The following is an 8,155-nucleotide window of genomic DNA, read 5'->3' on the forward strand; positions in this document are numbered from 1 at the left end:
TTTACCAGCGATATTGTGCCGACACCGTGACCTGGCGCGGGTCGCCATAATTACAGTAACCATCACCGCATTCAACAATATACGACTTGTCAGTCAGGTTTTTCACATTCAGTTTGAAACGCCATTTATCCATGTCATAGCTGAGACCAGTATCAAAGACATGAAAGGCAGGAACTTGATAAGGGGCATTGGCTGCCAGGGTTTGGCCTACATAACGCACACCCATACCCAGCCTGAGCTTGGGTATGCCGGCCTCAGCAAACTGATAATCCGCCCAGGCCGAGAATTGATTGGCCGGTGTATTGGCCTGGCGTTGGCCAACGACGTTGGGCTGGGTGGGGCCCGCTTTTGTGGTCTTGGCGTCAGTATACGTATAAGCAGTAATCAGGCGCAGATTGCGCGTCAGGTCCGTTTTGGCTTCCAGTTCCAGACCGCGTGCGCGGATTTCACCGGTTTGTATAGAGTAGTCGTCCGGCGCTAGCGGGTCAGGCACCTGGACATTGCTTTGTGTCAGTTGATAAACAGCTGCAGACAGCAGGGTATTGCTGCCACCAGGCTGGTAACGCAGGCCAAACTCATATTGCTCGCCCTTGCTGGGTTTAAAGCGTGCGCCCAGCCTGTCATTGCCGCCTATAGGCTGGAATGACTGGCTGAAGCTGAGGAAGGGCGCAAAACCATTGTCAGCCAGGTACACCAGGCCAGCCCTGCCTATGGTGGAAGTGGTTTTGTCTGTGTTCCATGCAGGTTCAAAATAATCTGACTGGGCTATCTTCACATTATCATGGCGCGCACCCAGTAACAGCACCCAGCGATTGTCTATCTTGATCTGGTCTTGTAGATAAATACCGAGTGAGCGCGTGTTTTCCCGGTAGCCATCCTTGCCGTCATCGCCATACGGTTTTGCGCCGTAGACAGGTTTGAACAGGTCCAGCGGGGCGATCAATGAATACCTGCGGGTACGTTGCGCATCTGCAGAGCTGCCATCAACTCCCAGTGTCAATTGATGGTCAAGAAAACCGGTTTTGATCTGTGATTGCAGGTTGGTATCAAAAGTCCAGGCTGCGACTTTTTCCATGCGTCTGGCAAAATAGCGAGTGAGGGTGCGCTGGTCATCTCGCAGACTATCCCTGCCTGCATAGTTCCAGTCCAGGTCCACCTGGTTGCGTCGTATCGAAAAATTGATTTTGTTTTGCCCATCCTGCTGATGTTCCAACAGCAGGGCGGCAGACTTGTGTATATCTTTTCTGTGATCGATAGGCTCGCCTATGCTCAGGCCCCTGGGCAGCACGCCATTTTTATTTGGTAGCAATGAACCTTCTGGCGGCAATCCCCATTGGCGGTTCAGCTTGCTTTCCTGATAGTGGGTCAGCAAAGTCAGTTGTGTAGAATCCGCAATTTTCCAGTTCAGCGCCGGGGCTATATACAGTCTGTCACTAGGAACAAAATCGATAAAGCTGTCACTCTTGCGATTGAGCATAGTCAGGCGGTAAGACAGGCTGCCTTCTTGATTCAGGCTACCGGTAAGATCGGCAGTTGCCTCTACGCGATTATAGCTACCCACTTCAAGGCCAGCTTCATGCCAGCTTTCTGCCGATGGCCGCTTGGTGACCAGGTTGATCAAGCCGCCAGGTTCAGTCGCACCATAGAGCAGGGACGCCGCACCACGCAAGATCTCTACCCGTTCCAGTCCATAAGGCTCTTGCGTGCCAGTGAAGGTATTGCTGGGGGACCGCAAACCATCACGACGTATGCTGGAATTATCAACCTGAAAACCGCGCAGCATCAGATTATCGGTATCGCGGTAGCCATTGGTTTGCGCACCCACGCCAGGCGTATAACCAATGACATCACGTATGTTTTTCGATGCCTGCGCCTGTATCTGGTCGCTGGTGATGACTGAGATGGATTGCGGCGTTTCTATCAGCGCAGTATCAGTTTTTGTGCCAGTCGCACTGCGCTTTGCAACATAGCCATAAACCTGGCCCCAGGCTTTTTCCTTATCGGCTGAGGCAGTCACCTGTACATCCGGCAGTGTTGAGGCAGAACTGGCAGGCTTGTTATCGCCCGCTGCTGTTGTTGCGGCTGTTGTTAGAGGGCGAAGTACATAGCCACCATTTTCCAGGCGCACAGCCAGTAAACCCGTGCCTTGCAACAGCAGGGTAAAAGCTTCTTGCGCAGTGTATTGGCCATTGATGCCTGTGGTGGTTTTGCCCTCAGTCTGGTCGGCAGTAAAAGTGAGCGGCACTTCTGCCACACTGGCGAGATTACGTAATGCCGGTGCCAGCGCACCTGCAGGGATGTGGTAACTATGTCGCTGCGCTTGCTCCTGCCTGGCGACAGTTGCTTGCGCCATGACGACACCGGGTGTTGCTGTAATAATGACAGACGTGACAGACGTGATAGTCATTGCAGCAATCGCTGCTGCCTTGCGTTTTGTATTCTTCCTCAACGACATGTTTTTCTCTCAAGTTAATAGCCAAAAATAAAGCCTTCACTTGTCAGGTGCCGCGAGAAATTAAATCGGGCAGAAAAAAATTAAAATTTTTTTTGATCTAAGCCATGAGATCCCGTAGGAGCAGCTTCAGCCGCGAATGCTTGATCCAACCAGAAATAAACGACAATGGCGATGTGTTCGCGGCTAAAGCCGCTCCTACGACATTAATGAAGCTCTCATGAAGTCGCAACTTCAGGCAGGCGTAATAGTCACCCAAAAACGGGTAAACGGCACCACCTTGACCGGCAGAGAATTGGGCAGCATGCTGAGTATGCCTTCCACATCTTTCAGGGGGAATACGGCAGAAAAACGTAAATCTGCCACCGCAGGGTCGCATCTCAGCACACCTTTGCGATAGCGGCTCAGTTCGATCAGGAAATCCGCCAGACGCATATCATCAGCAATGATCTGACCACGCACCCAGGCCGCAGCCTGTTCATCTGCAGACCTGAGCCTACCGGTAGCATGCCGGGTAAAGTACAATCCTTGTCCTGCCTTGATCAGTTGTTTAGGGCCAGATGCTGCTGCGGGACTGATCTCCACTGTATCTTCCAGCACCACCACGTCAGTGTGGGTCGTATATTGACGTACCGTAAAATGCGTGCCCAGCGCTCGTATGCTGCCGTCGCTGGTTTCAACCATAAATGGCCTAGTGTGGGTATCGATATGGCCAGTGACGATCATGATTTCACCCGCCAGCAAGCGCACCAGCCTGCGTTTGCCATCAAAATGAACATCTATACTGCTGGCAGTATTCAGCGTGATGCGGGTGCCGTCATTCAAGGCTATTTCACGCTTTTCACCTACGCCCGTATGATAATCCGCCGCCAGTTGCTGCCAGGTTTCGGTTTGCCTTGTGAGCATGCCCGCCACACCGGCACTGCCACACCATAGCAAAATTTTCAAAGCTTTACGGCGGCTTGCATGGCTGTCACTGCCCATCGTCTCAGTCGCATAAGGTGACAGACTCTGGTAGGCAGCACCCGCCTGCAGTTTGCCAAAGCGGCCCATGACAGCTTCAATATGCTTCCATGCACGCTCATGCTCAGTATGTGCTTCACGCCAGGCTTGCCAGCGCTGGCGATCTGTATCTGTCATCTCTCCTGACATATGTTGCGTCAGCCATTCCGCCGCCTCGTCGGCAATGCCCGCGTCCAGTGGTTTGCCGCCAAGCATGATGTGGGCAGGTTCGTTGTCCAGTGTTTGCAGCGTGTGTGACTGTGCTATTTCCATATCAGGCTGCCAGCGCAAACAGGCATTGCCGGTTGGCGCGGCTCAGGTATTGTTTGACCGAGCTGGTGGAGACTTTCAAGCGCTCGGCAATTTCTGCATAACTCAGCTCTTCCAGATGGGCCAGCAAGAAAGCTTCTTTCACAGCCAGCGGCAAGCCATCCAGAGCCATGTCGATTTGCTGCAATGCCTCAAGCGCCAACAATTGTAATTCTGGTGAAACTGCAACTGGTTCCGGCATGGCGGCCAGGGCATCCAGGTAAGCTGTTTCCAGCAACTGTCGCCTGTGACGGTGTGACATCAACCTGCGTGCAATTGTCGCAAGAAATGGTCGTGGCTCCAGAATATCCGCAGCCTGCCCAGTCTTGAGCAGGCTGAGAAAAGTATCCTGAGTCAGGTCAGCCGCAGCGCATGTATCATCCAGCCTGCGACGCAACCACGCCTTTAGCCAGCCATGATGGTCGCTGTAAAGAACATGCATTTGCTGTCGCAAGCTGAAGTCGTTGGCTGACATGGCGCTATATTCAGATTGGTGCAGGGCACCAGTTAAACGTTAATGAGAATTATTCTCATTGTAGCTTAGCTCCCGATGAATAAGCAATTCTTCCTTGTCTTTAAGCTTGAATAGTTTCTGATATTGTGTGAGGTTCTCTCTTGCCTATACAGAGACAAATGAGTGGGTGCTATATTGGAGGACAGAAAGAACATGACAACAGACAAGGAAATTGCTATCAGCGTCATGGATATGCAAAAACGTGGGCGTGATTAGGCCCTGATGGAAATACCCGCCTATATGCCCTGGTCAGAAAAGAAATTGGCAGAAGGAGAGTTCCCGGCATTTATTGCGCACCTTGATGCCAGCAATATGTGGCTTTTGCCTGAGGAACTACAATCTATCAATGAGTCTGACTTCGAGGACTTATTGAATGAACTCAAAGAGACACTTGAAGACTAAATTGATTGATCAGCAACCAAAAAAATAATTTGCCAGCATGTCCAGCATGTCCAGCATGTCCAGCATGTCCAGCATGTAGCACCTCATTGCCAGGGCTCGCAGCCAAGCCTGTGATAGATGTATTGCTTGGGGCAAGTTCCTTAACAGATATAGAAGCAAAAATCGAAGTGCTGGAAGATCAGGGCTATCTCTAGGTCCCAAAGTATGAGCGAGAGCTGCCTGTTAGGCGTTACTTTATAAAGCAATCCGCCCATTCGCAAGCGCAGCAAGTGCAGGCACAACGCGCCATCACTGAACATGCTATTGCCGCCCTGGTCGGTGCCAATGCATCCAGCTTCAGCATCGCACCCAGGCTTGTGCCAGCCACCACCCCAGTAATACCACTGGGTTTGCCATCGTCATTATTGCAACGCCGCCCCGACATCGCTGCTGCCCAATTGCGCGTCGCCGCTGCCAGCGCCAAAGTTGGCATTGCCCAAACTGCCTTCTTCCCCTCGCTTAACCTGGGTGCACAGGGTGGCTTTCAAAGCAGTGATTTCGCCAAATTCATGGAAATGCTCAATTTGTTCTGGGCGATCGGCCCCACCCTGGCAGTCAGCCTGTTTGACGGTGGCCGCCGCAAAGCACAAGTCGCAGGCGCAGAAGCCGTGCTCGATGAAGCAGGCCAACGCTACCGCACAACCGTACTAGGCGCATTCCAGCAAGTCGAAGACCAACTCGCATTGTTAAGTCAATACGGCGAAGCCGCCAAAGAAGAAAGCCTGGGCACAGTCGCCGCACAACGCGCCCTGACACTGGCAGAAATCCGCTACAAGCAAGGCGCAGTCAGCTACCTCGACGTCATTGTCGCTCAAACCAATGCGCTGCAAGCGCAACTGGTCAGGGCATTGGGGGGAGGGTGGTCAGTGGAAGCGCGAGGGAGTTAGCTCCGTCCGGTTCGACATTTCAAAAACTGCACTGCGCCACCTTGTCTACTATCGTTTCGGCCAGAATGCCCGGTGCAATCGTCAGGGCGTCACTATTGGCCAGCACTGCCACATACAGGCCCTCGTCTGGCAAGTGTAGGGCAGCGGCGCTGAAGCCGGGGATATCGCCGCCGTGTTCGATGGCGTCTTTGCCATGTATCTTGCGTATGAAAAAACCATAGCCATACGGGCTGTTTTTAGCATCACTCTTGCCGCTGCCTTGAAACACATAAGGGGTGCGCATTTTCTTCCATGAATCGGCTGTCAGCAGGCGGCCTGCCACGCTAGCCTGGTTCCAGGCAGCCAGGTCATCCACACTGCTACGCATTGCGCCCGCAGCATAAGGCCAGCTCATGCTGTATTGTGGGGCGCTGACCTCTTCACCACGAACGCGGCTGTAGCCATTGGCAAGCAGGCCCGGTTTTTTGGTATCGGTCTCGATAAAACTATGTTGCAAATGCAGGGAAGTAAAAATACGTGCTTGCATGAATTCAGCGTAGGATAAGCCTGAGACTTTTTCTATAATCGCGCCCAGCAAAAAGTAGTTTGAATTACTGTATGAGAATTTTTCGCCAGGTGCAAATTCTGGTGTGGCATCTTTAAAAAAAGCGATGGCCTCGGTAATGCTGACCGAGCTGGTAGCCTTGCCATAAAACTGTGGCAGCGCCGTATAGTTGCGTATGCCCGACGTATGTGTCAGCAGGTTTTCTATGGTGATCTGCTTGCCTTGTGTCGGGTAGTCGGGCAGGTAAACATTGATATTGTCCGTGACAGCCAGCTTGCCTTCTTCAACCAGCAGCATGATGGCCGCAGCGGTGAATTGCTTGGTAATCGAACCCACGCGCAAAGGCATGTCCACTTCCAGTGGCAGACCCTGGCGTATATCTGCCATGCCATAACTCTTGCGCAAGAGCGTATCGCCATTGCGCGTCACAATGACGCTGGCACCAGCATTGCCAGGTTTTAAGTAAAGCGACAGATAAGTGTCCAAGCTTTTTGCGCAGGTATTGCTGTTGGCATTTACAGCCTGGGCAACATCGCTGGCATAGGCGCTTGTGCTCACGCCTATGCTGATAAGCAGGGCAGAGGCGACAGATGTTGCGCAAGCGCGCAAGACATGCTTGCGCCCGGTTTTATGCAGGCTGTTTTTAATCATGGAGTGTTTGGTTGTACGGTAAGCGATGTGATTGACGCGATAAATGCGGGCCAGTATGACACAATCGATGCCCCATAAGCTGACTTGAAACTGTCATGGAAATCCTTGCCACTGACAATGTCATGCAATGCCTTGTCAAACGCCACCGGATTGCTGGCCTTGAGAAAATCGACAAACATCAGCGCCTGACGATAGAACATAGGTGTGGTCAGCTTGTAGCTGGAGGCAGTCCGGTTGACCAACATGCTGCCCACTTCTGCCGGGTCAAAATGCTTGCCGTCCAATAGCATACGGGCAGCTTCCGGCTTGGTGACAAACTCTGAAGCACCTGCCCCTTGTGCCACCTGCTGGGCAATCCCTTCACGGAACCAGGCTGGTACACGCGCATAGGCAATCGGCCCCGCCACCTGATATAACAAGAGATGGGTAAGTTCATGTGTGAGTATATATTCCAGCGGCAACGCGCCGCGCGCTTCTCTTTTTAGCAGAGCGTCGATATTCAAAAAAATACTATCTCCAAACTGCGCCGCCGGCTCATTGACGGTGACGGGCACATAGCGGGTAAAGCAATCGGCATGGCAAATGTAGATCTGCGGTGCATGCGTAAACTTCGCGCCATGCGCTTTCTCAACCGTTCCACGCCCTTCTTTGACGGCAGCAGCAACCCGGTTCGTCACCTGTTCTGCAATCTCTGGTGAGGTACCAGCCAGATAGCGTACATCGGGATTGGTTTTGCTGGCTACAAATGCATCGCGAGAATGCATCAAGGCCACGCCGGTTTTGATCAGCGTACAGCCTGATAGCAGGGTTAGGATAAGTAGCAGTGTCGCTGCTCTGGCCATGCCAGAGGTTAGTGATTTCATTGGAATTTTTCCTGATATTGGTAAACATAATAATAAGGCCGGCGGCATCAGATTGGTTTATTTGAAAAAAAATCTTCTATCAGAATTGCTTCAAGCTCAAAGGTGAAGCTTTGCTCCGTCATGCCATTCCTTTCATTTTTCTTAAGTACACATAGCGGGCCATACGATGAATTTTCCCGCAGGCTGTGGGGCAATTTTCCCAAACGGTTTTTATGTCGTAACCTTTAGTGCGTAATTCCCTAATTCTGCCTGCTGGATGCATGATATCGAGATCGTGCCTCAGATCTTGAGTCGTCAAGCTGTCGAAAATTTCTAATCCGTCCAGTGTGCGGCTTACTTGTGTTTCTGTATCATTGCCTTGATATTGTTGATTTGCACTGAAAATTGACCCACTTTGCTGGATAAATTGCATCTAAAATTGACCCACGTTTAGCACACAATCCTACTTATCTTGATGAGTAGGGAGCAGGAGTGATTGACGTGGCATTACTA

9 protein-coding genes are annotated in these 8,155 nt (G+C 51.8%); 3 read left to right on the plus strand and 6 right to left on the minus strand.

The window, feature by feature from the left end:
* Window position 1 precedes the first annotated feature (1 nt).
* The 3 genes from ACO0LF_RS29355 to ACO0LF_RS29365 all read right to left on the minus strand — a co-directional run bounded on the left by ACO0LF_RS29355 (window position 2) and on the right by ACO0LF_RS29365 (window position 4,238).
* Window positions 2-2,455, minus strand: coding sequence for a TonB-dependent siderophore receptor (locus tag ACO0LF_RS29355; protein ID WP_423020619.1), 2,454 nt, complete (start codon window positions 2,453-2,455; stop codon window positions 2-4).
* Window positions 2,456-2,686: 231 nt separating this feature from the next.
* Window positions 2,687-3,727 (minus strand): FecR domain-containing protein, encoded by a 1,041-nt coding sequence (locus ACO0LF_RS29360; RefSeq protein ID WP_423020621.1) that lies wholly within the window; start codon window positions 3,725-3,727, stop codon window positions 2,687-2,689.
* Window position 3,728: 1 nt separating this feature from the next.
* Window positions 3,729-4,238, minus strand: coding sequence for a sigma-70 family RNA polymerase sigma factor (locus ACO0LF_RS29365; RefSeq protein ID WP_423020623.1), 510 nt, complete (start codon window positions 4,236-4,238; stop codon window positions 3,729-3,731).
* A gap of 261 nt (window positions 4,239-4,499) precedes the next feature.
* Here ACO0LF_RS29365 and ACO0LF_RS29370 point away from each other — a divergent pair, with 261 nt between their 5' ends.
* The 3 genes from ACO0LF_RS29370 to ACO0LF_RS29380 all read left to right on the plus strand — a co-directional run bounded on the left by ACO0LF_RS29370 (window position 4,500) and on the right by ACO0LF_RS29380 (window position 5,605).
* Complete coding sequence (locus ACO0LF_RS29370; RefSeq protein ID WP_423020625.1) at window positions 4,500-4,679, plus strand: hypothetical protein; 180 nt, start codon at window positions 4,500-4,502, stop codon at window positions 4,677-4,679.
* Window positions 4,680-4,765: 86 nt separating this feature from the next.
* On the plus strand, window positions 4,766-4,873 hold the full coding sequence (locus ACO0LF_RS29375) for a GrpB family protein (RefSeq protein WP_423020627.1): 108 nt from the start codon (window positions 4,766-4,768) through the stop codon (window positions 4,871-4,873).
* 75 nt (window positions 4,874-4,948) lie between these two features.
* Window positions 4,949-5,605 (plus strand): TolC family protein, encoded by a 657-nt coding sequence (locus tag ACO0LF_RS29380; protein ID WP_423020629.1) that lies wholly within the window; start codon window positions 4,949-4,951, stop codon window positions 5,603-5,605.
* A gap of 19 nt (window positions 5,606-5,624) precedes the next feature.
* On the opposite strand, the gene ACO0LF_RS29385 is transcribed toward ACO0LF_RS29380, so the two are convergent.
* The 3 genes from ACO0LF_RS29385 to ACO0LF_RS29395 all read right to left on the minus strand — a co-directional run bounded on the left by ACO0LF_RS29385 (window position 5,625) and on the right by ACO0LF_RS29395 (window position 8,075).
* Window positions 5,625-6,800, minus strand: coding sequence for a serine hydrolase domain-containing protein (locus tag ACO0LF_RS29385; protein WP_423020631.1), 1,176 nt, complete (start codon window positions 6,798-6,800; stop codon window positions 5,625-5,627).
* The gene (locus ACO0LF_RS29390) at window positions 6,797-7,663 is read right to left on the minus strand and encodes a hypothetical protein (RefSeq protein ID WP_423020633.1); all 867 of its coding nucleotides are present in this window, start codon (window positions 7,661-7,663) and stop codon (window positions 6,797-6,799) included. Before ACO0LF_RS29390 ends, ACO0LF_RS29385 begins: the two co-directional genes overlap by 4 nt.
* A gap of 118 nt (window positions 7,664-7,781) precedes the next feature.
* Window positions 7,782-8,075: a helix-turn-helix domain-containing protein gene (locus tag ACO0LF_RS29395; protein WP_423020635.1), complete on the minus strand. Its 294-nt coding sequence runs from the start codon at window positions 8,073-8,075 to the stop codon at window positions 7,782-7,784.
* Window positions 8,076-8,155: the final 80 nt, after the last annotated feature.

This window comes from Undibacterium sp. Di27W, from assembly GCF_049340345.1.
Classification (GTDB): Bacteria; Pseudomonadota; Gammaproteobacteria; order Burkholderiales; family Burkholderiaceae_D; genus Undibacterium.

Coding starts and splice junctions, on each gene's coding strand:
- ACO0LF_RS29355 (WP_423020619.1), bottom strand. CDS start 2,455: ATGTCGTTGAGGAAGAATACAAAACGCAAGGCAGCAGCGATTGCTGCA.
- ACO0LF_RS29360 (WP_423020621.1), bottom strand. CDS start 3,727: ATGGAAATAGCACAGTCACACACGCTGCAAACACTGGACAACGAACCT.
- ACO0LF_RS29365 (WP_423020623.1), bottom strand. CDS start 4,238: ATGTCAGCCAACGACTTCAGCTTGCGACAGCAAATGCATGTTCTTTAC.
- ACO0LF_RS29370 (WP_423020625.1), top strand. CDS start 4,500: ATGGAAATACCCGCCTATATGCCCTGGTCAGAAAAGAAATTGGCAGAA.
- ACO0LF_RS29385 (WP_423020631.1), bottom strand. CDS start 6,800: ATGATTAAAAACAGCCTGCATAAAACCGGGCGCAAGCATGTCTTGCGC.
- ACO0LF_RS29390 (WP_423020633.1), bottom strand. CDS start 7,663: ATGAAATCACTAACCTCTGGCATGGCCAGAGCAGCGACACTGCTACTT.
- ACO0LF_RS29395 (WP_423020635.1), bottom strand. CDS start 8,075: ATGCAATTTATCCAGCAAAGTGGGTCAATTTTCAGTGCAAATCAACAA.